Source organism: Streptomyces sp. ADMS, assembly GCF_033441795.1.
Lineage (GTDB): Bacteria > Actinomycetota > Actinomycetes > Streptomycetales > Streptomycetaceae > Streptomyces.
Window position 1 is genome coordinate 72948 of the sequence record NZ_JAVFVX010000012.1, and the last position, 21773, is coordinate 94720.

Annotated in this window: 25 protein-coding genes and 2 pseudogenes; 10 read left to right on the top strand and 17 right to left on the bottom strand. The window is 70.6% G+C overall.

Translation table 11 applies throughout. The features are described from left to right. Positions 1–32 precede the first annotated feature (32 nt). Positions 33–695 carry a nucleoside/nucleotide kinase family protein gene (locus RB628_RS08240; RefSeq protein WP_318319640.1) on the bottom strand — a complete coding sequence of 221 codons (663 nt, stop codon included), beginning with the start codon at positions 693–695 and terminating at the stop codon, positions 33–35. A 146-nt stretch (positions 696–841) separates the two neighbouring features. Then, positions 842–1249 carry a helix-turn-helix transcriptional regulator gene (locus RB628_RS08245; protein WP_318319641.1) on the bottom strand — a complete coding sequence of 136 codons (408 nt, stop codon included), beginning with the start codon at positions 1247–1249 and terminating at the stop codon, positions 842–844. 119 nt (positions 1250–1368) lie between these two features. Between RB628_RS08245 and RB628_RS08250 the strand changes: the two genes are divergently transcribed. Together RB628_RS08250 and RB628_RS08255 are read left to right on the top strand one after the other, a co-directional pair. Beyond that, the gene (locus RB628_RS08250) at positions 1369–2412 is read left to right on the top strand and encodes a permease (RefSeq protein WP_318319642.1); all 1044 of its coding nucleotides are present in this window, start codon (positions 1369–1371) and stop codon (positions 2410–2412) included. After that, positions 2409–3128, top strand: coding sequence for a TIGR03943 family putative permease subunit (locus RB628_RS08255; protein ID WP_318319643.1), 720 nt, complete (start codon positions 2409–2411; stop codon positions 3126–3128). The genes RB628_RS08250 and RB628_RS08255 overlap by 4 nt, the downstream gene beginning before the upstream one ends. A gap of 27 nt (positions 3129–3155) precedes the next feature. Here RB628_RS08255 and rpmF read toward each other — a convergent pair whose 3' ends face one another. From rpmF to RB628_RS08280, 5 genes are all read right to left on the bottom strand, one after another. Beyond that, positions 3156–3320, bottom strand: a complete 165-nt coding sequence (gene rpmF / locus RB628_RS08260; protein WP_318319644.1) for a 50S ribosomal protein L32 — start codon at positions 3318–3320, stop codon at positions 3156–3158. A gap of 101 nt (positions 3321–3421) precedes the next feature. After that, positions 3422–4414: an ATP-grasp ribosomal peptide maturase gene (tgmB, locus tag RB628_RS08265; RefSeq protein WP_318319645.1), complete on the bottom strand. Its 993-nt coding sequence runs from the start codon at positions 4412–4414 to the stop codon at positions 3422–3424. Between the two features lie 16 nt (positions 4415–4430). Then, positions 4431–4622, bottom strand: a complete 192-nt coding sequence (gene tgmA, locus RB628_RS08270) for a putative ATP-grasp-modified RiPP (protein WP_318319693.1) — start codon at positions 4620–4622, stop codon at positions 4431–4433. A gap of 209 nt (positions 4623–4831) precedes the next feature. Beyond that, entirely contained in the window at positions 4832–5203 is a 372-nt protein-coding gene (locus tag RB628_RS08275) for a DUF6479 family protein (RefSeq protein WP_318319646.1), read from the bottom strand. 75 nt (positions 5204–5278) lie between these two features. Continuing rightward, positions 5279–6091 carry an SAM-dependent methyltransferase gene (locus RB628_RS08280; protein ID WP_318319647.1) on the bottom strand — a complete coding sequence of 271 codons (813 nt, stop codon included), beginning with the start codon at positions 6089–6091 and terminating at the stop codon, positions 5279–5281. A gap of 121 nt (positions 6092–6212) precedes the next feature. Between RB628_RS08280 and RB628_RS08285 the strand changes: the two are divergent. Further along, positions 6213–6497, top strand: a pseudogene (locus tag RB628_RS08285) (M23 family metallopeptidase); the annotation flags it as partial. On the opposite strand, the gene RB628_RS08290 reads toward RB628_RS08285, so the two are convergent. Beyond that, a complete protein-coding gene (locus RB628_RS08290) occupies positions 6458–7828 on the bottom strand; it encodes an MFS transporter (RefSeq protein WP_318319648.1) in 1371 nt (456 codons plus the stop codon). The pseudogene RB628_RS08285 and the gene RB628_RS08290 overlap by 40 nt on opposite strands. Before the next feature lie 137 nt (positions 7829–7965). Between RB628_RS08290 and RB628_RS08295 the strand changes: the two genes are divergently transcribed. Continuing rightward, positions 7966–8325 (top strand): metalloregulator ArsR/SmtB family transcription factor, encoded by a 360-nt coding sequence (locus tag RB628_RS08295; protein WP_318319649.1) that lies wholly within the window; start codon positions 7966–7968, stop codon positions 8323–8325. Positions 8326–8516: 191 nt separating this feature from the next. On the opposite strand, the gene RB628_RS08300 is transcribed toward RB628_RS08295, so the two are convergent. After that, complete coding sequence (locus RB628_RS08300) at positions 8517–9242, bottom strand: DUF1775 domain-containing protein (protein WP_318319650.1); 726 nt, start codon at positions 9240–9242, stop codon at positions 8517–8519. Between the two features lie 72 nt (positions 9243–9314). Next, entirely contained in the window at positions 9315–9980 is a 666-nt protein-coding gene (locus tag RB628_RS08305) for a hypothetical protein (RefSeq protein ID WP_318319651.1), read from the bottom strand. Positions 9981–10137: 157 nt separating this feature from the next. Between RB628_RS08305 and RB628_RS08310 the strand changes: the two genes are divergently transcribed. Then, positions 10138–10947 carry a sulfotransferase gene (locus tag RB628_RS08310; RefSeq protein ID WP_318319652.1) on the top strand — a complete coding sequence of 270 codons (810 nt, stop codon included), beginning with the start codon at positions 10138–10140 and terminating at the stop codon, positions 10945–10947. Between the two features lie 308 nt (positions 10948–11255). Here the strand turns inward: RB628_RS08310 and meaB are convergent, their stop codons facing one another. From meaB to RB628_RS08325, 3 genes are read right to left on the bottom strand one after another with little or no spacing between them, the layout of a single operon-like run. Beyond that, a complete protein-coding gene (gene meaB / locus RB628_RS08315) occupies positions 11256–12239 on the bottom strand; it encodes a methylmalonyl Co-A mutase-associated GTPase MeaB (protein WP_318319653.1) in 984 nt (327 codons plus the stop codon). Then, positions 12236–14416, bottom strand: coding sequence for a methylmalonyl-CoA mutase (gene scpA / locus RB628_RS08320; RefSeq protein WP_318319654.1), 2181 nt, complete (start codon positions 14414–14416; stop codon positions 12236–12238). The genes meaB and scpA overlap by 4 nt, the downstream gene beginning before the upstream one ends. After that, complete coding sequence (locus RB628_RS08325; protein ID WP_318319655.1) at positions 14416–16224, bottom strand: methylmalonyl-CoA mutase family protein; 1809 nt, start codon at positions 16222–16224, stop codon at positions 14416–14418. Before RB628_RS08325 ends, scpA begins: the two co-directional genes overlap by 1 nt. A 290-nt stretch (positions 16225–16514) precedes the next feature. On the opposite strand from RB628_RS08325, the gene RB628_RS08330 reads away from it, so the two are divergent. The 4 genes from RB628_RS08330 to RB628_RS08345 all read left to right on the top strand — a co-directional run bounded on the left by RB628_RS08330 (position 16515) and on the right by RB628_RS08345 (position 18529). Further along, on the top strand, positions 16515–16808 hold the full coding sequence (locus RB628_RS08330; protein WP_318319656.1) for a metalloregulator ArsR/SmtB family transcription factor: 294 nt from the start codon (positions 16515–16517) through the stop codon (positions 16806–16808). Continuing rightward, on the top strand, positions 16805–17191 hold the full coding sequence (locus RB628_RS08335) for a VOC family protein (RefSeq protein WP_318319657.1): 387 nt from the start codon (positions 16805–16807) through the stop codon (positions 17189–17191). The genes RB628_RS08330 and RB628_RS08335 overlap by 4 nt, the downstream gene beginning before the upstream one ends. A gap of 94 nt (positions 17192–17285) precedes the next feature. Then, positions 17286–17897, top strand: coding sequence for a DinB family protein (locus RB628_RS08340; RefSeq protein WP_318319658.1), 612 nt, complete (start codon positions 17286–17288; stop codon positions 17895–17897). Between the two features lie 149 nt (positions 17898–18046). Continuing rightward, on the top strand, positions 18047–18529 hold the full coding sequence (locus RB628_RS08345) for a VOC family protein (RefSeq protein WP_318319659.1): 483 nt from the start codon (positions 18047–18049) through the stop codon (positions 18527–18529). Between the two features lie 103 nt (positions 18530–18632). On the opposite strand, the pseudogene RB628_RS08350 reads toward RB628_RS08345, so the two are convergent. The 4 genes and pseudogenes from RB628_RS08350 to RB628_RS08365 form a co-directional block, all read right to left on the bottom strand. Next, a pseudogene (locus tag RB628_RS08350) lies at positions 18633–18946 on the bottom strand (ATP-binding cassette domain-containing protein); the annotation flags it as partial. A 135-nt stretch (positions 18947–19081) separates the two neighbouring features. Beyond that, positions 19082–19432, bottom strand: a complete 351-nt coding sequence (locus RB628_RS42535; protein WP_412180613.1) for a hypothetical protein — start codon at positions 19430–19432, stop codon at positions 19082–19084. 113 nt (positions 19433–19545) lie between these two features. Next, on the bottom strand, positions 19546–20181 hold the full coding sequence (locus tag RB628_RS08360) for a DUF3105 domain-containing protein (RefSeq protein WP_318319660.1): 636 nt from the start codon (positions 20179–20181) through the stop codon (positions 19546–19548). A gap of 108 nt (positions 20182–20289) precedes the next feature. Further along, complete coding sequence (locus tag RB628_RS08365; RefSeq protein WP_318319661.1) at positions 20290–20679, bottom strand: hypothetical protein; 390 nt, start codon at positions 20677–20679, stop codon at positions 20290–20292. A 283-nt stretch (positions 20680–20962) separates the two neighbouring features. On the opposite strand from RB628_RS08365, the gene RB628_RS08370 reads away from it, so the two are divergent. Beyond that, positions 20963–21763: a VOC family protein gene (locus RB628_RS08370; protein WP_318319662.1), complete on the top strand. Its 801-nt coding sequence runs from the start codon at positions 20963–20965 to the stop codon at positions 21761–21763. Positions 21764–21773 lie beyond the last annotated feature (10 nt).

The window sequence follows — 21773 nt, forward strand, 5'->3', positions numbered from 1 at the left end:
TCGGCCTCGTCGTGTCCGTCAGGTCTGCTTCTTCACTGCTTCTTCACGACCAGGTCCGCCCGGTCCCGGGTCGCCGCGACCAGTTCGGCGTTGTGCTGGTCCGTGCCCAGCACCCACGCGACCGCCGTGTCGTGGTCCTTGCCGAACTCCTCGTGCCGGGCGACGAGCCGGCGGATCCGCTCCTCCTCGTCCAGCTCGCAGAACCACACCTCGTCGAGCTGGGCCCGCACCCGCGCCCACGAACCCTCCGCAAGGAGAAGGTAGTTGCCCTCGGTGACGACAAGCCGCGCCGACGGAAACACCGGGATCGCGCCCGCGGTCGGCTGCTCCAGAACCCGTTCGAACCCCGGCGCGTAGACGATCTCCCCCTCGCCGTCTCCGTCGTTCTCCTCGCGCAGCCGCCGCAGCAGCGCCGCGTACCCCGCCGCGTCGAAGGTGTTCGGCGCGCCCTTGCGGTCCCGCAGGCCCAGCCGCTCCAACTCGACGTCGGCGAGATGGAACCCGTCCATCGGCACATGGGCGACCCAGGGCGCGCCGTCTCCGTTCAGCACCCGGACGAGCCGCTCGGCGAGCGTCGTCTTGCCCGCCCCGGGGCTCCCGGCTATACCGAGTACGGCACGCCGGCCGTCCCGGACCAGCCCTCGGGCCCGGCCGAGGAGATCGTCGAACGTGGGGGAGGAGAGGGGTTGTTCCACGCGGCCGAGTCTCTCACCTACACGGACAGCCCTTCGGCATGACCGGATCCGCGGGCCGGTGGCATCCACGGCGTGGGACGAACCGGGGCGGATGGCACCGGCTCACCCGGCCGCATGCCCATTCCGGCAGCGGCTACACACCCGCGTCACATCCGGTCGATATGTACGTTCGTCGACTTCACACGGGCCGTGGCCTCCACGCCGACCTCAAGGCCCAACTCCTCCACGGCCTCCCGGGTCAGCAGCGACACCAGCCGGTGCGGGCCCGCCTGGATCTCGACCTGAGCTGCGACATCGCCCAGTTTCACGGCCGTGACGATGCCGGCGAAGGCGTTACGGGCGGAGGTGTACGACGGCTCCTCCTCACCGGAGCCGGTAGCCGCGCCGGTGTTGGCCAGCTCGGTCGAGAAGGCGGCCAGATCCCGGCCGTCGATCAGCCGCCGCCCACCCTCGTCGCGGTGGGTCTTCACCCGCCCCGCGTCCGCCCACCGCCTCGCGGTGTCGGGGCTCACGCCCAGCAGACGGGCGGCCTGACCAATGGTGTAGGACTGCATACGCGCCAACTTAGCCCGTTCCCCGGTCTCGCAGAATGAGCAACCGCGCCCGTCCCGGCGTACTGAAGTGGTAGGGAACGAACGCACGCAGCACAGCCACGCCCGGAGGTACCTCACCCGTGAGCATCACCAAAGCTGCCCCGCCCGGGGCCGGCCACCGCGACCCGGAGGTTCCGCGGGACGGGGCGCAGGGCGATGCGCCGGGCGAGGAGGGCTGGCAGTTCAACTCGCCGCTCGTCCTGACCATGCTGCTGATCCTGGTGGTCGCGTTCCAGGGGCCGATCCGCCGGGCGGTCTCCGAGCCGGTGATGCAGAGCTGGATGACGGTGTTCGTCGCCGTCGTCGTACAGGCCCTGCCCTTCCTCGTCCTCGGTGTGCTCCTGTCGGCGATGCTCGCGGTGTTCGTCCCGCCGTCTTTCTTCGTCCGCGCCCTGCCCAGCAGGCCCGGTCTCGCGGTGCCGGTCGCGGGGATGGCCGGAGCGGTACTGCCCGGCTGCGAGTGTGCGTCGGTGCCGGTGGCGGGCGCGCTGGTGCGGCGGGGTGTCGCCCCGGCGGCGGCGCTGGCGTTCCTGCTCTCCGCCCCGGCGATCAATCCGATCGTGCTGACCGCGACCGCCGTCGCGTTCCCCGGCCGGCCGGAGATGGTGGTCGCCCGGTTCGTCGCGAGTCTGCTCGTGGCGTGTGCGATGGGATGGCTCTGGCAGCGGCTCGGCCGCACCGAGTGGCTGCGCCCGCCGGCCCACCCGTCGGACGAGGGCCTCGGGAAGGGCGCCGCGTTCTGGAGTTCCGTACGGCACGACGTGATGCACGCGGGAGGCTTCCTGGTGGTCGGCGCGATGGCCGCGGCCACCCTGAAGGCCGTCGTGCCGGCGCACTGGCTGAGCCTCGCGGCGGACAACCCCGTGGTGTCGGTCCTCGCGCTCGCCGTCCTCGCGGTGCTGCTGTCGATCTGCTCGGAGGCGGACGCGTTCGTCGCCGCGTCCCTGACCCAGTTCTCCCTCACGGCCCGGCTGGCGTTCCTCGTGGTCGGCCCGATGATCGACCTGAAACTGTTCGCCATGCAGACGGCGACCTTCGGCCGCGGCTTCGCCCTGCGCTTCGCCCCGGCCACCTTCGTCCTGGCCGTGGCGTCGTCGGTCCTCGTCGGGGCGGTGCTCCTGTGAACCGGCAGGCACAGGCGGTCGTCCTGTTCCTGGTCGGCGGAGCGATGGTGCACGCCGCTGCCACCGACCTCTATCTGCGCTACGTCAAGGCAGGGCTCCGCCCGCTGGTCATCGGTGCCGGCGTGGTGCTGATCGTGGCCGCGCTGGCGACGGTCTGGTACGAGCGGAATCGCTCAGGGACCGTCCCCGCGAAGGAGGTTCACGTCCACCGTGAACCGCGCGTCGCCTGGCTCCTGGTGCTGCCCCTGTTCGCGCTGATCCTGGTGGCCCCGCCCGCCCTGGGCTCCTACAGCGCCCTGCGCACCGGTACGGCGCTCCAGGAGCCGCTGGCCTACGCGCCCCTGCCGTCCGGTGACCCCGTGCGCCTCAGCCTGGTCGACTACGCGGGCCGCGCGGCCTACGACCACGGACGCTCGCTGGGCAACCGGCGGATCGTGATCACCGGGTTCGTCGCGCTCGACGGCAAGGGCACCCCGTACCTCGTCCGGATGGCACTCAACTGCTGTGCCGCGGACGCCCAGCCGGTCAAGGTCGGCCTGACCGGCCGGATCCCCCCGGTGCTGCAACCGGACACCTGGCTCGAACTCACCGGCACCTACACCGACAAGCGAACCAGGGACCCGGTGAACGACGGTGTCATCCCGTTCTTCGACATCGCCGAGGCCAGGCCGGTTCCGAGCCCGCGCGACCCGTACGACGAGAGCTGGAACAGCTGAGGCGCGGGTGGGGGCGGCGAGGGCTGGTCAGGGCTGGATCAGCCCTCGCTCGTACGCCTTGACCAGCCGCTGCGGCACCATGTGCGCGACCCCGTCGACCGTGACCGGCACCAGCTGAGTGGCGGTCGCCTTCCATTGGGCGCGGCGGTGACGGGTGTTGCTGCGGGACATCTTCCGCTTGGGAACGGCCATGGGATCCTCCTCGGTTGGCGAGCGAGACAGGACGTTACATGAAAATGGATCCCATTAACAGTTGAGTCCGGTCGGGTGTGCGCTGCGAGGACGACCATGTTTCACGGAGTCGTGCGCATGGATCCCTGAGGGTCATGGGGACGTGTCTGCGTCTCCGGTCCGTCTCCGGCCAGCCAGTCGGCGACCGTCTGTGCGATGGGTTGCCCGGTGTCCATCTCGACGAAGCCGAACTGGCCCGACTGATTGCATTCGAGAAACCACCAGATATCGTCGAAATCCTCCGCGAAGTCAAAGGCGCCATAGGCGAGTTCGGCGTCCCGCAGATATCGGTGCACGGCCTCGGCGATATGCGGCGGTACGTCGACCGGCCGCCAGGGCTCGTCCGAGGGGGCGAAGCGGACATCGATGTCGTCAGGATGGGCGTCGGGTGCCACGGCCTTGCGGGCGGCGAGGATTTCCGCGCCGACCGCCGTCAGCCGGATGTCGGCCCGCTTGTCGACCCGGCGTTGCAGCAGCGTGGGCCCGAAGGTGACGGCGGTGAAGTCGACGTCGGGTGGCACCCGGCTCGTCGGCACCACCCTGGGCGGCTCCTGCGGATGCGAGCCGGAGACGGGTTTGACGACCAGGTCGGGGAAGCGCTGCGCGAAAGCACGGGCGGCCTGCGGGAACGTGGTGATCAGCGTGGCCGGCACCGGCAGCCGGCTGCGCTGGGCGAGATGGAGCTGCCAGGGCTTGTGGCGGGCCCGGCGAGCGGCGTCGGGATGGTTCATCCAGCGCGCGCCGGTGCCCCGCAGCATGCCGTAGAAGGCCTGCGAGGCCTCCTCTGTGAGCCAGCCGGACGGCTCGGCGGCCCGCGCCCCCGGGACTCCCGGCCGGCGTACCCAGACGGACCGCAGTCCGCCCATGCTCACCAGGCGGCCGCCGGCGGACAGATGCCCGCGAAAGGCGCCGTGCGCGTACTCGCCGGACAGGGCGACCTCGCCCGGCAGGCCGGCGGGATCGATGCGGACCACGGGAACGCCCATCCCGTTCAGCCGGGCCACCACCAGATCCGCCGTCACATCCTGTTCGGACGTCAGAACCAGGACCGTCATCGCGTCAGGTCCATGTTCAGTCGTCGAAGTGCGTCTTGGAGCCGGCCGTTGACGTAGTGGCTCCGAATTCACGCATCACGGCATGGTCATGAGCGGCAATCCGCCCGCCCGGAAGCAGATTCAACTGCAGTCCGCAGTCGTAACTGTACGGAGTGCTTACCTCCAACTGCTCAACGGGGCGCGCGTAGTTCAGAACGAACAGCTGCATCGCTTCTCCTCGATCGGCGACGACGTCGGTCAAGTGGACGGTGGCGCTCCGGTATTGCAACTGTCCCGTCCCGCGTGCCCCGCCTCCAAGGAGTTATACGAATCGAACGAGTGAATGGTTGCCTCACGTTGTACTCAACTGTCTCCGGTCGGCCATCCGGGCCGCACGACCCGCGCTTCGCGGGTCGTGCGGCCCAGGCCGCGGGTCGCTCAGTGGCGGCCCAGGCCGCCACTGCCGAAGGAGCCGCTGGAGCCGGGATCCCAGCGTCCTCGCTGCTGGTCCTTCCGGCGTCTGGTCGACGCGCGGTGGAGCTCGTACGGCATGAGCCGCTCCCGCTCCTCGGCCGCGCGCGGCATCTCGTCGGGCTCCCTCATCTCGCGGACCTCATGGACCGCACCGGAAAGCGGGAGTGTGGGTTGTTCGTCGGGACGGGGCCGGGGGGATTCACGGTCCCGGACCCGCATGCCGAACCAGAAGGCCCAGATCAGTGCACCCGCGATGAACAGGCCTGCGACGAATGCGGCCGTTACGTTGAGTAGATCGCTCGACGCGGCCAGTAGTTCAGACGTTGTCGTACTCATATACCAATTATCGCCGACAGCGTATGAATGCGCGCCTGAAGGATTCTGTGGCGGAGCTGTCCCTTTCTTGTCCGGTCAGGGCTTCACTGCGACGGCACCGAATTGCGGAAGAACGTCGGCGGAGTCGTTCTCCGCACGCCACTGCGCACAGGAGACCAGCCCCGGTGCGAGAAGGTCCAGGCCGTCGAAGAAAGCGGCGACCTCGGCACGGGGACGTGCGGTGATCGGCGGGGTGGCGTTGTCGTTCCAGAACTTCATCGCCTCGATGTTCCCCTCACCGTCGAGATCCGGGTCGGTCGTCGGATGGGTGAGGACCAGATAGCTCCCCGAGGGAACCGACGCCATGATCCGGCGCACGATGCCCTGCGCCTGGCCCGTGTCGAGCACGAAATTCAGGATGCCGAGCATCATGACGGCGACGGGCCGGTCGAAGTCGAGGGTCTCCGAGGCGCGCCGGACGATGGCGTCGGGGTGGTGGATGTCGGCGTCGATGTAGTCCGTGGCCCCCTCGCGGGTGCCGGTCAGCAGCGTTCGGGCGTGCGCGAGCACGATCGGATCGTTGTCGACGTACACGATCCGCGACTCGGGAGCGATGCGCTGGGCGATCTCATGGGTGTTGTCCACGGTCGGCAGCCCCGTCCCGATGTCCAGGAACTGCCGAACACCCCGCTCGGCGACCAGGAAGCGCACGGCTCGCCCGAGGAAGGCGCGGTCCGCGCGGGCCACGCTGCGGATCAGCGGGAACATGGCGTCGATGTGGTCACCGACGCCCTGGTCGACGACGTAGTTGTCCTTTCCGCCGATCCAGTAGTTCCACACCCTCGCGTTGTGGGCCACCGAGGTGTCCAGCCGGCTTCGTCCCTCTGACGTGCTGTCCTGCTCGCTCACGACGTTTCCTCTCGTCACTTCCCTTGCCCCGCGGGGACATTGACGAGCACCCGAGCCGTCAACATCGTTCGCGCCTACGAGGGTGATCTTATGACCGGGTTCTTCGCTGCCAGGGCGGCAGGCCCCGGTCCTCGCCGCCCGCCGGGGCCAGGTGGTCTTCGCGGCCATGACCAGGGCGTACGGCAACCGCACAGTCATCGACCACGGAACGATCGAGGGCAAGCGCCTGGAGACCACGTACAGCCATCTGTCCGCGCTTGACGTGACCGCCGGACAGTCCGTGTCCGGCGGCGGCCTGATCGGCCGGGTCGGCTCGACCGGCCTGTCGACCGGTCCTCATCTGCACTTCGAGGTGATCGACGACGGCTACTGCGCTGACCCGCAGCCATGGCTGGGGACCGGCTGACCGTGCAGCCCGTCGAAAAGCGGACGGTGGCTGTGCCGCCAGCCTCCCCCGACCCGTCGCGCGTCGGTCACATGCGGATGCCCGGCGGGGAGATCGGCGTGCTCGTGCTCGGCGGGCGCGGCTTCCCCCGCCGGCCACAGACGTACGGCGAGCAGCCCGGCGGCCAGGGCGACGGCGCCCAGGGCGAGCACCGCGGACCCGAGCCCGGCCGTCGCGCCGAGCCGGCCGGCCAGTGGGTACGTGAGCAGCCAGCAACTGTGCGAGAGGGAGAACTGGGCCGCGAACGCGGACGTCCGCTCCTCGGCCGGCGCCGCCCGGCGGATCAGTCGCCCGGTCGGAGTGAGCACCATCGAGCAGGCGGCGCCGAACGCGGCCCAGGATGCCAGTAGTCCGGGCCAGCGCCAACTGCCGTTGTCCACCGAGGTGATGGCGCCGAGCGCGATGAAGACGACGGTGAGCAGCAGCGCTCCCCGCAGCATCACCGTACGGTCCGGTACCCGGTCGAGGATCCGGGGCACAAGCAGCGCGACGGTCATCGAACCCGCACCGAACGCGCCGAGCGCCAGCGGTACGTCGGCGGCGCCCCGGCCGAGCAGGTCGCGGACGTACACCACGGTGTTGACGGTGACCGTGGCGCCCGCGGCGGCCACCGCCAGATCGAGGGCGAGCAGGGCGCGCAACTGCGGGACGGCGAGGAAGAGACGGGTGCCCGCGGTCGCCCTGGCGTACACGCTGCCGGTCCGTGGGGCGGTGGCGACGAGGGCCTTGGGCAGTACGGCGGAGACGACCAGGGCCGCCGAGGCGAGGAACCCGGCCGTCGTGCCCAGGAACAGCCAGTTGTAGGTGACCAGTGAGAGCAGCGCGGCGGCGAGGGCGGGGCTGAACAGGCTCTCCAGGTCGTAGGCGAGCCGGGACAGGGACAGGGCCCGGGTGTAGTCGCTTTCGGCGGGCAGTACGTCCGGTACGACGGCCTGGAAGGTGGGGGTGAACGCGGCCGACGCGGCCTGGAGCAGGAAGATCAGGACGTACACCTGCCAGATCTGGTCCACGAACGGCAGCAGCAGTGCGACCCCGGCCCGCGTGAGGTCCGACCCCACGAGCAGCGCGCGCCGTGGCAGCCGGTCGGCGACCGCGCCGACGGCCGGAGCGATCACCACGTACGCCACCATCTTGACCGCGAGCGCCGTGCCGAGCACCGATCCGGCGTCGGGACCCGCGAGGTCGTACGCGAGCAGGGCGAGGGCGACTGTTGCCAGGCCGGTGCCGGTCAGGGCGACGACCTGGGCGGTGAAGAGGCGGCGGTAGGTGCGGTTGCGGAGTACGGAGAGCATGCGTCGGTCCCTTGGCGGTCGGGGAGCGGGCGCGGTCCACCTCCACTGTAGCCATAGGTGCGCACCTGTGCACATGTTGATGGGGTAGTCGGCCGGCGACGCCCTCGACGAGACCGTCCTGCCTCTACGCTGAGGACATGCCTGCTCGCGAAACCTTGCCAACTGCGGCCGATGCGCATCTGCGTGCGCCGGACAGCGCGCGTCTCGCGGAGGCGACCGAGGTGTTCGCGCTGCTGTCCGACGCGACGCGGCTGCATCTGCTGTGGCTGCTGGCGCAGGGCGAGTCGGACGTCGGCTCGCTGACGGAGCGGTGCGAGGCGTCGCGGACGGCGGTCAGCCAGCATCTGGCGAAACTGCGCCTCGCGGGGCTGGTGGAGACCCGGCGGGAGGGCCGGTACGTCCACTACAGCCTGCGCGACGGGCATCTGCGGCGCCTGGTGATGGAGGCGCTGAGCCATGCCGACCACCGGGTCAGCGGCAAGGCGCCGCACGACTGAGGGGCGGCGGGGGTGCTGTTCTCGCCCCCGCCGCCCCTTGCCGTCCCATCCCGTACCTGGGGGCTGCGCCCCCGGACCCCGCTACGGCCCTGAACGGGCCTTGTCCTCAAGCGCCGGACGGGCTGAGACGGCCTGGGCCCGGGCTGGATGGATGCGGTAACCGGGTGGTCGGGAGACGCCGGACGAGCCGGCTACTGCTGACCGGCGCCCCGGCGTCGTACGAGATACACGGCTGCACCCGCCACCACGACCACCGCCGCACCGATGCCGGTCCAGACCCCCGCGGACATCCCGCCGTCGTCGTCGCTCGTGGCCTCGGCGGCCGGCGAGGCCGGCGCCTCCGTGGCCTCGGCCGTCGGCGTCGCGGACGGAGACGGGGACGCCGAACCCGTCTCGCTCGGCGCCGGGCTGACCGGCTTCGCGCCCGGCGCGGCCGTCTTCAGCTTCAGCACCGGCGCGGGCTGCTCACCGCTCTCGTCGAGTTCGATCCAACGGTCGATACTGCCGTCGCCGTAGGTCTGCAGAGACTTGAAGGCGAGTTCCTTCACGTCGGGGAGCTGACGTACGACCACGGAGTACTCGGCGCTCACGCCGGTCTTCAGGGCCGCGCCCTTGACCGTGTAACCCTCGTCGTCGGTCGCGAACTTCCAGCCCCTGGGGCCTTCGCCGTACGTCACGTCACCGGGTGCGATGCCCTCGGGAAGGATCACGCGGACCCCGGTGATCCCGGCGGTGTCGGACTCCGCCTCCGCGTGGAAGGAGATCTCGACGTTCTCGGCGAGCGCCTGGGCCTTGTCGGACTCGACCTCCATATGGGCGGCTGCCGGTCCGGCGGTGAGGAGGACGAGGGAGGCGGCAGCGGCGGCCACGAGGGTCAGGCGGTGTGCGGTGCCGCGCTTGGTGAGGGCAGTGAACATGGGTGTCTCCGGGTTTCTCCGGGCGTGCGGTGGCACGGAGCGGCCGACCTGCGGCGGGCCGTTCCTGTGGGGTCAGTTGGCGGGAGCGGGCCACGCCGGCGGGGGACCCCGCCGTACCACCGCGTCCGCGAGGAGCGCTCCCCTGAGCGGCGGCGGCTCCGTCCGGCGCGGGCGGCGCACCCGCGATGCGCGCCCGGTCGGCGCCGGACGGCCGTCGAGCAGTGCCCGTACGGTGGCCATCCGTGTCCGTACCGCGCCGGCGGCCCCGCTCAGTCCGCGCGCCAGCGACCAGCAGGCCGCGTCCGCGCGGTGCAGCAGCACGGCGACGAGTACGGCGGCCACGGCATGGAGCACCGTCATCGCCGCCGAGTCGTACAGCCGCTCCTGCCAGGCCCCGTGGGCAGGCATCGCGTGATGCGCATGCGCATGCGTGGGCACGGGGGCGGCGCCGGCTGACGGGTGGCGTGAGGGTGCGGCCGACAACCACACATGGAGGCCGGTCTGCGCCACCGCGCTCGTCACCACCACCGAGGCGAGTGAACGCGGGCGGCGGGCGCCCGCAAGCCCCACGGCGAACAGCAGTGCCGTCACGGCCGCGCCCGACCGCCAGGGAGGCGGCCCCTCGGCGGCCAGATGATGTGCGCTGACCCCGAGCACCGTGCCTACGACGGCGAACACCGCTGCCCGGAACACGGGCAGTGGCGCGGAGTGCGTCGTCGGCGTACGGGGCATGGTCATGACCCGCCCATCATCAACCATGCGGCGGCCGGACAGCTGCCGGGTCTCAGGAATTTCTCATTCCTCTCCCATGGGGTACCCAGGTTTCGGTCACAGGATGGTTAAGTACCCAAGGGGGGTGAGGGTTCTTTGTACCGGGGGTCAAGGAGGCACGGTCATGGTCGGTCCGGAAGTACGCAGAGTGGCCCGTGGGTTGCGGCGGCGCGTACGGCGGCTCGCGGAGCCCCCTGTGCCGCAGTCGGCCCACCGGCTCGTCCCGGACCCGGTGTTCGTGATCTCCTCCGTGCGCTCCGGCTCCACACTCCTGCGCGTCCTGCTCAACAGTCACCCGCAGATCCGGGCGCCGCACGAGATGCACCTGCGCACCCTGGCGGTCGACCTCACCAAGCCGTACACCACCAAGGCAATGGCCCAACTTGACCTCGACCAGCGAGAGTTGGAGTACCTGCTGTGGGACCGCATCCTCCACCGGGAACTCGTGCGCAGCGGCAAGCAGATCATCGTGGACAAGACGCCGGGCAACGCGGGGTTCTGGGAGCGGCTGGCGGAGGCCTGGCCGCAGGGCCGGTACATCTTCCTGCTGCGCCACCCCGCCTCGATGGTGAGTTCCCTCATCAACAACCGTCCCGACCGCGACCTCGGCGCGACCGTCCGGGAGGTGCGCATGTACGTCGAGGCGGTCGAAGCGGCCCGGAACGGCCTGGACGGCCTCACGGTCCGCTACGAGGACCTGACGGAGCGGCCCGAGGCGGTCACCCGGGAGATCTGCGCGTTCCTCGATGTGCCCTGGACATCGAAGATGCTCGACTACCGGAAGGGCGATCACGGCCCCTTCGTGCCGTTCATCGGTGACTGGAGCGAGAACATCAAGTCAGGGAAGATCCAGAAGGCCCGTCCGCTGCCGGACGCGGAGGACGTCCCGGAGGCGTTGCGTGACCTCGCCCGCGCGTGGGGGTACCCGTGTTGAGCAGGGTGACGGTGCCGGCGGTCCGTTGAGAGGCGGGAAGGGGAAGTCCGGCTCCTCATCTGAGCCCGGTGCCTGATCCCGACGCCCGCCTTTCCGACGGGAGCGGAGAGGCCGACTTCCGGCGCCAGGTGTCCGGACTGTCGGTCCGGGTGACCGGATTCGGCCTGGTCAAGTCCCTTGCCGCGCAGGCGGAACCGGCTTTCTCTTGGCCTGCCTGCCTGCCTGCCTGCCTGCCTGCCTGCCTGCCTGCCTGCCTGCCGGCAGGAAGGGGCGAACCAGCCGCGCGGCCCCCACTGCCCCCACTGCCCTCAGTGGCCTCTGTCGGCGAATGCCTTCAGGATGCGCTCGGCGGCGAGTGTGGCCGTCAACTCGCCGTTCCTCACCTGCTGTTCAAGGCCGGGTGTGACGGCACGTACGCCCTCGTCGGCGTGCAGGCGGCCCAGCAGTTCGTCGCGGACCATCGTCCAGGTCCAGTCGACCTGCTGGTCACGGCGTTTGGCGGTGAGGCGGCCGGTCGAGTCGAGCAGGGTGCGGTGCTGTTCGAGGCGGTCCCAGACGGTGTCCAGGCCGCTCGACTCACGGGCGCTGCAGGTCAGCACGGGCGGTGTCCAGGCCGCGTCCTTGCCGTGCATCAGTCGCAGGGCGCCCGCCAACTCCCTTGCGGCGGACTGGGCGTCATGCTCGTGCGGGCCGTCCGCCTTGTTGACGGCGAGCACGTCCGCGAGTTCCAGGACGCCCTTCTTGATGCCCTGCAACTGGTCGCCGGTACGGGCGAGCGTCAGCAGCAGGAAAGAGTCGACCATGTTCGCGACGGCGGTCTCGGACTGTCCGACGCCGACCGTCTCCACCAGCACCACGTCGTAGCCCGCCGCCTCCATCACCACGATCGACTCCCGCGTCGCCTTGGCGACCCCGCCCAGCGTTCCCGAGGTGGGGGAGGGCCGGATGAAGGCCGCCGGGTCCACCGCCAGGCGCTCCATCCGGGTCTTGTCGCCCAGGATCGACCCACCCGTACGGCTGGACGACGGGTCCACCGCGAGCACCGCCACCCGATGCCCGAGCCCGGTCAGCATCGTGCCGAACGCGTCGATGAACGTCGACTTCCCGACCCCCGGGACCCCGCTGACCCCGATCCGCCGGGCCCGGCCGCTGTGCGGGAGCAGTGCCGTCAGCAACTCCTGCGCCGACGCCCGGTGCTGGGGGCGGGTCGACTCGACGAGCGTGATGGCACGGGCCACGATCGCCCGCTTCCCGTCGAGCACGCCCTTGACGTACGCGTCGAGATCGATCACAGGTCGTGCCCGAGATCGGCCGAGAGCCGCTGGACGAGGTCGTACGCCGCGTCAGGGATCACCGTCCCCGGCGGGAACACGGCCGCGGCGCCCATCTCCAGGAGGGTCGGCACGTCCTGCGGCGGGATCACCCCGCCGACGACGATCATGATGTCCTCCCGGCCCTCGGCCGCCAGCTCCTCGCGCAGCGCCGGTACGAGGGTGAGGTGCCCGGCGGCCAGCGAGGACACCCCGGCGATGTGGACGTCCGCCTCCACCGCCTGCCGGGCCACCTCGCCCGGCGTCTGGAACAGGGGGCCGACGTCGACGTCGAAGCCGAGGTCGGCGAAGGCGGTGGCGATCACCTTCTGGCCGCGGTCGTGGCCGTCCTGTCCCATCTTGGCGACCAGGATGCGCGGCCGGCGCCCCTCGGCCTCCTCGAACGCGTCGACCAGCGTGCGCGTGCGGTCGACGGACGGGGACTCGCCTGCTTCGTTGCGGTACACGCCCGCGATCGTACGGATCTGGCCCGCGTGCCGCCCGTACACCTTCTCCAGCGCGTCCGAGATCTCCCCGACCGTAGCCTTCGCGCGGGCGGCGTTCACCGCCAGCTCCAGCAGGTTGCCGTCACCGCCCGCCGCGCGGGTCAGCGCGTCCAGCGAGTCCTGGCAGGCGCGCTCGTCGCGCTCCGCACGCAGCCGCCGCAGCTTCTCGATCTGCTGGGTGCGTACGGAGGAGTTGTCGACCTTGAGGACATCGATCTGCTCGTCGGTCTCCACAAGGTACTTGTTGACGCCGATGACCGGCTGGCGCCCCGAGTCGATGCGGGCCTGGGTGCGCGCCGCGGCCTCCTCGATGCGCAGCTTGGGGATGCCCGCGTCGATGGCCTTCGCCATGCCGCCCGCCGCCTCGACCTCCTCGATGTGCTGCCAGGCGCGGCGCGCGAGGTCGTACGTCAGCTTCTCCACGTACGCGCTGCCGCCCCACGGGTCGATGACCCGCGTCGTGCCCGACTCCTGCTGGATCAGCAGCTGGGTGTTGCGGGCGATGCGCGCCGAGAAGTCGGTGGGCAGCGCGAGCGCCTCGTCCAGGGCGTTGGTGTGCAGCGACTGCGTGTGGCCCTGCGTCGCCGCCATCGCCTCCACGGCCGTACGCGTCACGTTGTTGAACACGTCCTGCGCCGTCAGCGACCAGCCGGACGTCTGCGAATGGGTGCGCAGGGAAAGGGACTTGGCGTTCTGCGGGTCGAACTGCCCGACCAGCTTCGCCCACAGCAGGCGCGCCGCGCGCAGCTTGGCGATCTCCATGAAGAAGTTCATGCCGATCGCCCAGAAGAAGGAGAGCCGCGGCGCGAACGCGTCGACGTCCAGGCCCGCTTCACGGCCCGCCCGGATGTACTCGACCCCGTCCGCGAGGGTGTACGCCAGCTCCAGGTCGGCCGTCGCACCCGCCTCCTGGATGTGATAGCCGGAGATCGAGATGGAGTTGTAGCGGGGCATTCGCTGCGAGGTGAAGGCGAAGATGTCGGAGATGATCCGCATCGACGGCTTCGGCGGATAGATGTAGGTGTTGCGGACCATGAACTCCTTGAGGATGTCGTTCTGGATGGTCCCGGCCAACTTCTCGGGCGGCACGCCCTGTTCCTCCGCCGCCACGATGTACAGCGCGAGAACGGGCAGCACCGCGCCGTTCATCGTCATCGACACCGTCATCCTGTCCAGCGGGATGCCGTCGAAGAGCTGCCGCATGTCGTAGATCGAGTCGATCGCCACGCCCGCCATACCGACGTCACCGGTCACGCGCGGGTGGTCGCTGTCGTAACCCCGGTGCGTGGGCAGGTCGAAGGCGACCGACAGACCCTTCTGGCCGGCCGCGAGGTTGCGGCGGTAGAAGGCGTTGGACTCCTCGGCGGTGGAGAAACCCGCGTACTGACGGATCGTCCAGGGCTGGTTGACGTACATCGTCGGGTACGGGCCGCGCAGATACGGGGCGGCACCCGGGTACGTCGACAGGAAGTCCAGGCCCTCCAGGTCACGGACGGTGTAGAGCGGCTTGACCGCGATGCCCTCCGGGGTCTCCCAGAAGGTCCCGTCCGAGCCCGTGGCCCCCTTGACGGCCGTACGCCAGTCGTCGGCGCCGGCCGCGGTCTCGGCGGTCGGGGTCCCCAGTTCGATTCCGGAGAAGTCGGGGATTCCCATCAGAACGCTCCCATGCGGTCGAGGGTGGCGGAGAGCACGGCTACGGCGTCGCAGCCCGCGAAGACGTACGCGTCGACGTCCGTGTACTGCCCGGGACGGCCGGCGAGGAACACATGCGAAGCGCCGGCGGCCTTCAGCTCCGCCGCCACGGTCGCCGCCTGCTCCTCGTACAGCGTGTCACTGGAGCAGAGGCAGACCTCCGAGGCGCCGCTCTCCTCGAACGTGCCCTCCGTGACGGGCTCGATGCCGCCGGCCTGGAAGAGGTTCGAGACGAAGGCCGTCCGCGCGCTGTGCGCGGCGGCCGGGCCGATGGCCGCCAGATAGACGCGCGGCCGGGTTCCGGTGGCGGCGAGGCGGGCGTCGGAGCGGGCGCGCAGAGCCTCGTACGCCTCGTCGCGCCGCACCCGGGGGAGCCCTCCGGACGGTGGCTCCGGCGCGGGCTCGCGCTCCACGGGGCGCTCGGCGAGGTTCGGGAACTCGCTGACACCGGTGATGGGTTCGAGCCGCTTGGCCAGCTTGGCGGACCGGGCCGCCCAGGTGGCCGCCAGGGCCTTGCCCAGACGACCGGAGCGGAGGGTGGCCGCCTGACCACCGGCCCCCTCGGTCCACTGGAAGAACTCCCAGCCCGCGTGGGCGAGTTCGTCGGTGAGCCGCTCCACGTACCAGGAGCCGCCCGCCGGGTCGATCACCCGCGCGAGATGCGACTCCTCGACCAGGATCGCCGAGGTGTTGCGGGCGATCCGGCGCGCGAACGCGTCCGGCAGGCCCAGCGCGTGGTCGAAGGGGAGGACCGTGACGGAGTCGGCGCCGCCGACCCCGGCGGCCAGCGTGGCGACAGTCGTGCGCAGCATGTTCACCCACGGGTCGCGGCGCGACATCATCACCGGCGAGGTCACCGCGTGCTGGACCTGGGCACCCGCGCCCGGCGCCCCGCACACCTCGGCGACCCGCGCCCACAGCCGCCGGGCCGCGCGCAGCTTGGCGATCGTCAGGAACTGGTCGGCGGTGGCCGCGTACCGGAACTCCAGCTGCGCACAGGCCTGTTCGACGGACAGTCCCGCCTCGGTCAGCTCGCGCAGGTAGGCGACCCCGGTCGCCAGGGAAGCGCCCAGTTCCTGCGCGGCCGAGCCGCCGGCCTCGTGGAACGGCAGCGCGTCCACGGTCAGAGCGCGCAGCCCCGGGTACTGCTCGGCGCACAGCCGCGCCAGCGCGACGACCGGCGCGAAGGCCAACTCCTCACCCGTACGGGCTTCGTGGCCCAGCGGGTCGGCGCCGAGGTTGCCGCGCGCCGCCTCCCTTGCGACGCCCCGCTCCTCGTACAGCCGCAGCAACTCCCTTGCAGCGGACTCGACTTCCTGTCCGGCGTCGAGGACGACGGGGGCCAGGTCGAGATGGACACCGTCGAGGGCCCGGTCGAGGGACGCCACCGGGATCGCGTCCGGGCCGACGGTCAGCCAGAGCGAGGTGACGCCGTTCTCCAGGTCCGCGAGCACCGGGTCGCCGGCGAGGGTCGCGTGCCGCTGCCGTACGTCCCAGCCTCCGACGGTGTTCCCCTCGGGCCGTCCGCCGCGTACGAAGGGGGCGAAGCCGGGGAAGCCGGGCTCGGGAGCCTCGTCGTGCGCCGTGTAGAGGGGCCGGGTGGTGAGCCCGTCCTCCAGCGGGGTGGACAGCGCGTCCTCGGCTGTCGCGGCGGAGACCTCCTTGCCCGCTTTGCGCAGTACGCCTTCCACCAGGCGCTGCCACTGCTCATGGGTCGTGGAAGGGAACTCGGCGGCCAGCGAGAGCCCGTCGTTGGGCAGGACTGTCATGCCCGGATGCTAGGGCAGAGAGGTGCGGCCGGAGCAGAGCTCCAGGCTGTGACCTTGACCTCGGGGGAACTGTGACCTCGGCCTCACGGGCGGTTCTGGACCCCGCGAGGACGGTGGGGAGACCCTCACCGGTCGGGATCGTCGCCCATGCCGGTGCGGCGAGTCAACGCACCGGGTTTCCACGGGACCGCAGGGACGTCATGTCCCCGTCCGGCGTCGGCGGGATCGGCTCGGAGGACCCGGCACACCCCCACTTGATAGGCAAGTACACACTTGCCTATGGTGGAGGTGTGGCCGATGAACTGTTCAAAGCCCTGGCCGACCCCACCCGCCGGAAGATCCTCGACGAACTCACAGAGCGGCCGGGACAGAGCCTGTTCGAGATCTGTTCGCGGCTGAGCATGCGACACCACCTCGGCATCTCGCGTCAGGCGGTCTCCCAGCATCTTGCCGTGCTGGAGGCCGCCGGTCTGGTCGAGAGCCGGCGGGAGGGGCGCTACAAATTCCATGACCTGAACACCGCACCGCTCAAGCGCATCGCCGAGCGGTGGATCAGGCCCGACGAATCAGAGAGCACACCATGAGGATTCACCTGACCAGCGTCTTCGTCGACGACCAGGACAAGGCCCTGCGCTTCTACACCGACGTGCTGGGCTTCGTGAAGAAGACCGAGGTCCCGATCGGCGAGGACCGGTGGCTTACCGTCGTCTCGCCCGAGGACCCCGACGGGACCGAACTGCTGCTGGAGCCCTCGGGCCATCCTGCGGTGAAACCGTACCGGGACGCGCTGGCCGACGACGGAATCCCGGCCACCGCCTTCGCCGTGGACGACGTGCACGCCGAGTACGACCGGCTGCGCGCGCTGGGCGTGCGGTTCACCCAGGAGCCGCTGGAGATGGGCCCGGTCACGACCGCTGTCCTGGACGACACCTGCGGCAACCTGATCCAGATCGTCCACCAGGCATAGCGGGCGGTGACCCGGAGGACGGCGGCGCGGACGGGCTCCGCGCCGGCGCGGTTAATCGGTGGCGCACCGTGTGGACGCGCGCGACCATGCCTCCATGGACCCGCGTGAGCACGACAACGACACAACGGCGGCCCGGTGGACGGTCGCGACTGTCTATGCCGACATGTGGGTCGACCCGGACGACGACCCGCGCGAGACCGATGCCGAGATCGTCGACGAACGCGGCACGCTGCTCGAAGGCCTGCGCCACTACCGCCTCACCGTGGAGATGAAGTGCGCGGGACTGGACGCCGAACAGATGGCCCGGCGCTCCGTACCGCCGTCCACGATGTCCCTGCTCGGCCTGGTGCGGCACCTGACCGAGGACGAACGGCATTTCCGCCGGGTCATGGCCGGCGAGGAGGCGCCGAAGCTGTACCGCACCGAGGAGGACCGCGACGGCGACTGGAACGGCGCGGTCGCCGACGCGGGGGTCGTGGAGGACGCCTGGAGGCAGTGGCGGCTGGAAGTGGAACGCACCGACCGTTTCATCGCCGGAGTCGAGGACCTCGGCACCTGGAACGCCGGCTTCTCCGACCTCGGCCCCGAGCCCGGCGGTAAGCTGCAACTGCGCGACGTCCTGGCGGCACACGTCAACGAGTACGCGCGGCACTGCGGCCACGCCGACCTCCTGCGCGAGCGGATCGACGGCCGGGTGGGTCAATGATCGCCTGATCAGGCTGAACAGGCTGATCAGCGACAGGCGGAGTCACACCTGAGACGGACCGGGCGGAACACCTCATCGCGCCACCGATGAGTTTCCGCCCGAGGACCGGTCGAATGAGGTGACAGCGTTCCCGCCCCAGGAGGTGCTCCATGACCACCGACGGATTCACCACGTGTCTCTGGTTCGACGGCCAGGCCGAGGAAGCCGCGCACTACTACGTCTCGGTCTTCAGGAACTCGACCCTCGGCAAGATCGGCTACTACAACGAGGCAGGCCCCGCCCCCGCCGGCGGCGTGCTGGCCGTCGACTTCGTGGCCAACGGGCAGAAGTTCGTCGCCCTCAACGGCGGCCCGGAGTTCAAGTTCAGCGAGGCCGTCTCCTTCCAGATCCACTGCGCGGACCAGCAGGAGGTCGACCACTACTGGACCAAGCTCACCGAGGGCGGCGGCGAGGGCGGCCCCTGCGGGTGGCTCAAGGACAGGTACGGACTGTCCTGGCAGGTCATCCCGGACGGCCTGATCGAGATGATCAGCGACCCGGACCCGGAGAAGGCCGTCCGTACCACCAAGGCCATGTACGCCATGGGCAAGCTGGACATCGCCGCCCTGAGGAAGGCGTACGAGGGGGAGTAGGGGCGACCGTCCGCCGGCCCGAGGCACCCCACCCCGGTGGCTCAGGCCGGCCGCCCGCTGCGCAGCGCCGCGCGGACGCCACCGCGCCGCCACGGCGTCGTACGCCCTGCAGAAGCCGTGCCGGCGCCTCCTGCACGAGCGACCCGGGACCGGTGTCCAGGGCGGACATCGCCTCGTCGAGGATCAGCACCCGGGGGTCGCGGATCAGTGCCCGCACGACGGCGAGCCGTGGCCGCCGGCCCCGGGACAGCCGTGCGCCGTGCGCGCCGACCAGAGTGCCGGGGCCGTTGCGGCAACCGGTCGACGAACTCGAGCGCCGTGGCCCGCACCGTCGGTGGCGTCCATGCCGTACGCCACGTTGTCCCGGGCCGTCCCGGAAAACAGGATCGACTCCTGCGGCACCACCGACACCAACCGCCACCGGTCGGCCCGGAGCAGACGGGTGAGGGCGCGTATCGGGGCCCGACCCGGTGGCGATGCCCGAGTGGCTGCCCCCGACCGCCGGGCGCGTCACCTTCCGGAAGTCCGGAAGGGCCCGACCCGGCGCCTCACTCACCCGCGCTCGGCCAGGATCTCCCGGATGACGTGCCGGGAGTTCGCCGCGAGTACCGGATTCGTCTCCCGGTAGTACGGCAGCTGGATCAGCGAGATCGACGGGGCCCAGCCGCGCCCACTCGGCGTCGTCGGTGCCGGCCGCCTCGCGGAAGGTGTCGCGGCGCCGGGATGTCGTGGCAGCCGGACCACCAGGTCGCCGCCGAGCCGGAACATGGCGTTCTCGGTCCCGGCGGACTCCAGCCGCTCCACAGGCAGACCCGACCACTCGGGAAGCCGCCGGGAGATCAGGCGCTGGACCAGCGGGGCGTCGATCTCCGCCTCGTCCGCATGCATCTTCAGGGCACACATGGGGCCATCCCAGCCCGCCGGCGGGCCTCCACTCCAGCGATTTTCGACCGTACGGAAAGGCAGGCGCCGGCGCGGGGCCGTCCGGTGCGAACGTCCCGCGTCCGGCGCTCAGTTCACGGCGTCATGCCGTTGGTGCACGCGGCACCCGGCTCGGGCGTCTGCTCGCCCTGGACGTACTTGTCGAGGAACTTGGTGACCCGCGGGTCCGAAGCCTTGTCGACCTTGAGCTGGTGCTCCCAGGCGCTCAGGACGATCGGCGACGACTGGTCCTCGTACGGACTCATGAAGGTGTACGACGTGTTGGTCACGCGCTCGGACAGCGTCTCGACGTCCGCCTTGGCCGCCTTGTCGTTGTACGTGATCCAGACGGCGCCGTGTTCGAGGGCGTGCACCGCGTTCTCGTTGGGGACCGCCTTCGTGTAGACCTGCCGGTCGCAGTTGACCCACACCTGGTTGTGGTCGCCGCCCACGGGCGGACTCATCTTGTAGGTGACGGCCGTGTCGACGTGGTTCTGGGTGAGCTTCGACCAGCTCTTCACGCCCGAGATCGGCGCCGCCTTCGCCTCTTCCTTGTCCTGGGCGGAGTCGACCAGGTACCAGCCGCCGCCGGCCAGGCCGACGAGTATGACGGCGGTGGCGCCGAGCGTGAGCAGACGCATACGGCGCTCACGGGCCTGCTCGGCTTTGCGCAGTTCTTCCATGTGGGCGCGGCGGGCCGCGGTCTTCGCCTTGGCGTTGGATGTACCCATGGGATGTCCTTCTCCGGCCGTGCCCTTCTCCGGGCACGGCGCTGCAAGCTGGGGTGATGGTCGTGGCCGAGCGGATCGGGCCGGGGAACGCGGGGGCCCGGCCACGGCCTAGACCCGGAGCAGTTGCAGCTCGTGGAGATCGGGAGGGCGGGCGCCGCCGGGAATCCGCGAGGGGCCGAGCGGCAGCCGGGCGGGGGCGGTGCTCGGCTGGTCCAGCGCGGCGGCCCGGTCCGCGCCGACGAAGGGCGCGTGGTTGAGGACGCCGTGGTTGCCGGGGGTGTGACAGCCGTGGTGCGGGCCCTTCTGGCAGGGGTCCTGGTCGGCGATGTGCACGACATGCACCGACGCCGACCGTGAGGGCCCGGTGTCCGGTGAGGGCAGGGCGCCGGCGCAGGAGAACGCGACTGTCACGAGGACGAGGACCAGGACGCTCAGCAGATGCGGAAGGCCACCGCGGGCATGCCGCGTCGCGAGGCGGCGCACCCGTGCAGCGGACATCTGGACACCTGGAGGTTCGGGGAGGAGCCAAGGAGACGAGCGCCGATGAAATTATCAGACCGCAGGGGTGTGTTACTGCCTCGCCCTACGCTCCAGCGGCACCAGCGATGGCGCCGATCGCGGAACCGCGCCCTGAAGGGACGCGGGGAACTGCGCGACAAGCCCCACCGGCCCGCAGTGGACGAACAGCGTGGAGCGTTCGGCGCGCGTCCCGGACGAAGCCTGGCTAGCGTGAGGATCCGGACCACCCGACGAGACCCACAAGACCGGAGAGGCCGGAGCCATGGCCGTACAACCTGAGGGAACCCCCTGTTGGGCCGACGCGATGTTCAGCGACGTCGAGGGAGCCAAGAGCTTCTACGGCGAGGTGCTGGGCTGGACCTTCGGCGAGTCGTTGTCGGAGTACGGCAACTACACACAGGCGTACGCCGACGGCAAGGCGGTCGCCGCGGTCGTCCCGCCCATGCCCGGGCAGGAGGGGCAGTCGGCGTGGTGCCTGTACCTCGCCTCGCCGGACGCCGCCGCCACGGCCTCGAAGATCCGTGACAACGGCGGCGAACTGCTGATGGAACCGATGCAGGTGGGCGAGTTCGGCACCATGTGCCTGGCCCGCGACCCCGGCGGTGTCGTCTTCGGTGTCTGGCAGAGCGGTACCCACGAAGGCTTCGAGGCGGCACCGGAACAGCCCGGCGCCTACTGCTGGGCGGAGGTCTTCACGCGCGAGGCCGAGAAGTCGGACACCTTCTTCCCGGCCGTCTTCGGCTACTCGGCGAAGCAGATGCAGGACGACGCCATCGACTTCCGCATGTACAACCTGGGTGAGAACACCGTCCTCGGCAGGATGCGGATGACGGACGACTTCCCGCCCGAGATGCCGCCGTACATCAACGTGTACTTCAGTGTCGGCAACTGCGACGACGCCGTCGCCACGGCCACCAGGCTCGGCGCCGTGCTGCGCTTCGGGCCCATGGACAGCCCGTTCGGCCGGTTCGCCGCGCTGAGCGATCCGCAGGGCGCCAACTTCTCCGTCATCGACGTCACGACGACGGCCGGCGAGATGCCCAAGTCGGCGGACGTGGGCTGACGCAGGTACC

Bases quoted from the DNA above. Each gene is read 5' to 3' on its own strand.
- RB628_RS08245 (WP_318319641.1), bottom strand. From the start codon at position 1,249: ATGCAGTCCTACACCATTGGTCAGGCCGCCCGTCTGCTGGGCGTGAGC.
- rpmF (WP_318319644.1), bottom strand. From the start codon at position 3,320: ATGGCCGTTCCCAAGCGGAAGATGTCCCGCAGCAACACCCGTCACCGC.
- tgmB (WP_318319645.1), bottom strand. From the start codon at position 4,414: ATGACGGTCCTGGTTCTGACGTCCGAACAGGATGTGACGGCGGATCTG.
- tgmA (WP_318319693.1), bottom strand. From the start codon at position 4,622: ATGCAGCTGTTCGTTCTGAACTACGCGCGCCCCGTTGAGCAGTTGGAG.
- RB628_RS08275 (WP_318319646.1), bottom strand. From the start codon at position 5,203: ATGAGTACGACAACGTCTGAACTACTGGCCGCGTCGAGCGATCTACTC.
- RB628_RS08290 (WP_318319648.1), bottom strand. From the start codon at position 7,828: ATGCTCTCCGTACTCCGCAACCGCACCTACCGCCGCCTCTTCACCGCC.
- RB628_RS08295 (WP_318319649.1), top strand. From the start codon at position 7,966: ATGCCTGCTCGCGAAACCTTGCCAACTGCGGCCGATGCGCATCTGCGT.
- RB628_RS08300 (WP_318319650.1), bottom strand. From the start codon at position 9,242: ATGTTCACTGCCCTCACCAAGCGCGGCACCGCACACCGCCTGACCCTC.
- RB628_RS08305 (WP_318319651.1), bottom strand. From the start codon at position 9,980: ATGACCATGCCCCGTACGCCGACGACGCACTCCGCGCCACTGCCCGTG.
- RB628_RS08310 (WP_318319652.1), top strand. From the start codon at position 10,138: ATGGTCGGTCCGGAAGTACGCAGAGTGGCCCGTGGGTTGCGGCGGCGC.
- scpA (WP_318319654.1), bottom strand. From the start codon at position 14,416: ATGGGAATCCCCGACTTCTCCGGAATCGAACTGGGGACCCCGACCGCC.
- RB628_RS08325 (WP_318319655.1), bottom strand. From the start codon at position 16,224: ATGACAGTCCTGCCCAACGACGGGCTCTCGCTGGCCGCCGAGTTCCCT.
- RB628_RS08335 (WP_318319657.1), top strand. From the start codon at position 16,805: ATGAGGATTCACCTGACCAGCGTCTTCGTCGACGACCAGGACAAGGCC.
- RB628_RS08340 (WP_318319658.1), top strand. From the start codon at position 17,286: ATGGACCCGCGTGAGCACGACAACGACACAACGGCGGCCCGGTGGACG.
- RB628_RS08345 (WP_318319659.1), top strand. From the start codon at position 18,047: ATGACCACCGACGGATTCACCACGTGTCTCTGGTTCGACGGCCAGGCC.
- RB628_RS42535 (WP_412180613.1), bottom strand. From the start codon at position 19,432: ATGTGTGCCCTGAAGATGCATGCGGACGAGGCGGAGATCGACGCCCCG.
- RB628_RS08360 (WP_318319660.1), bottom strand. From the start codon at position 20,181: ATGGGTACATCCAACGCCAAGGCGAAGACCGCGGCCCGCCGCGCCCAC.
- RB628_RS08365 (WP_318319661.1), bottom strand. From the start codon at position 20,679: ATGTCCGCTGCACGGGTGCGCCGCCTCGCGACGCGGCATGCCCGCGGT.
- RB628_RS08370 (WP_318319662.1), top strand. From the start codon at position 20,963: ATGGCCGTACAACCTGAGGGAACCCCCTGTTGGGCCGACGCGATGTTC.